The following is a 1,392-nucleotide window of genomic DNA, read 5'->3' as shown; positions in this document are numbered from 1 at the left end:
CGGGCAGGTCCGGCTGCGCGGCCACGCCGGGAGGCTGAACGCACAGGATATCGCAAATCTGCTCAATGCCCTGAGCAAATGGCCGGACGATGGCAGGGGCCGGAAAGAAGCACTGGAACTGGCCAGGCGCGTCGCAACAGACGCGCGCCTGCGCGGGTCGATGAACGCGCAGGAGGTGGCCAACGCGCTCAATGCACTCGCGAAGTGGCCGGACGAGGCCGACGCGCGTGAAGCGGCCCTGCGCCTGGCCGGTCGCCTGACATTGAATGCTGGGCTGCGCGAATCAATGAATGCGCAGGCGGTGGCCAACGCACTCAATGCACTCTCGAAGTGGCCGGACGAGGCCGATGCGGGAGGAGCCGCGCTACAGCTGGCCGGTCGCCTGACCTCGGATGCCGGGCTGCGCGGGTTGATGAACGCGCAGGCGGTGGCCAACGCGCTTAATGCCCTCTCGAAGTGGCCGGACGAGGCCGACGCGCGTGAAGCGGCGCTGCGCCTGGCCGGGCGCCTGGCCTCGGAGGCGGGCCTGCGCGAGTCGATGAACGCGCAGGAAGTGGCCAGCGTGCTCAATGCACTCTCGAAGTGGCCGGACGAGGACGGTGCGCGTGAAGCGGCGCTGCGCCTGGCCGGGCGCGTGGCATCGGGTGCAGGGCTGCGCGAGTCGATGGAAGCCCAACATGTGGCCATGGCCCTCGGTGCGCTCGCGAAGTGGCCGGACGAGGACGACGCGCGTAACGGGGCCCTGCGCCTGGCCGGTCGCGTGGCCTCGGAGGCCAGGCTGCGCGGGTTGATGAACGCGCAGGAAGTGGCCAACGCGCTCAATGCGTTATCGAAGTGGCCGGACGAGGCCAACGCGCGTGAAGCGGCGCTGCGCCTGGCTGGTCGCCTGGCATCGGAGGCGGGCGTGAGGCTGCGCGAGTCGTTGAACGCGCAGGCGGTGGCCAATGCGCTCAATGCGCTCGCGAAGTGGCCGGACGAGGCCGACGCGCGTGAAGCGGCGCTGCGCCTGGCCGGTCGACTGGCCTCGGATGCGTGGCTGCGCGAGTCGATGAACGCGCAGGCGATGGCCAACGCTCTCAATGCCCTCGCGAAGTGGCCGGGTGAGGACGACGCGCGTGAAGCGGCGCTGCGCCTGGCCGGTCGTCTGGCCTCGGATGCGTGGCTGCGCGAGTCGATGAACGCGCAGCAAGTGGCCAACGCGCTCAATGCCCTCGCGAAGTGGCCGGACGAGGGCGGAGCCCGGGACGCGGCGTTGAGGCTGGCCGGGCGCGTGGCCTCGGAGGCCGGGCTGCGCGAGTCGATGAACGCGCCGGCCGTGGCCAGCAGCCTCAATGCCCTGTCGCGATGGCCGCAGGAGAGCGGCCTGCGTGAGGCGGCCTGGCGGCTGGCGTC

The 1,392-nt window shown here is 71.0% G+C and carries 1 pseudogene; it reads left to right on the top strand.

Annotated features, from left to right (window positions below):
* Window positions 1-1,392 (top strand): annotated as a pseudogene (locus EVC45_RS46025) (Type III effector protein (Skwp 4)); the annotation flags it as partial.

Source organism: Paraburkholderia sp. UYCP14C (assembly GCF_004197395.1).
Taxonomy (GTDB): Bacteria; Pseudomonadota; Gammaproteobacteria; order Burkholderiales; family Burkholderiaceae; genus Paraburkholderia.
The sequence above is the reverse complement of the archived record's forward strand: the minus strand, read 5'-3'. Positions and strand labels throughout refer to the sequence as shown.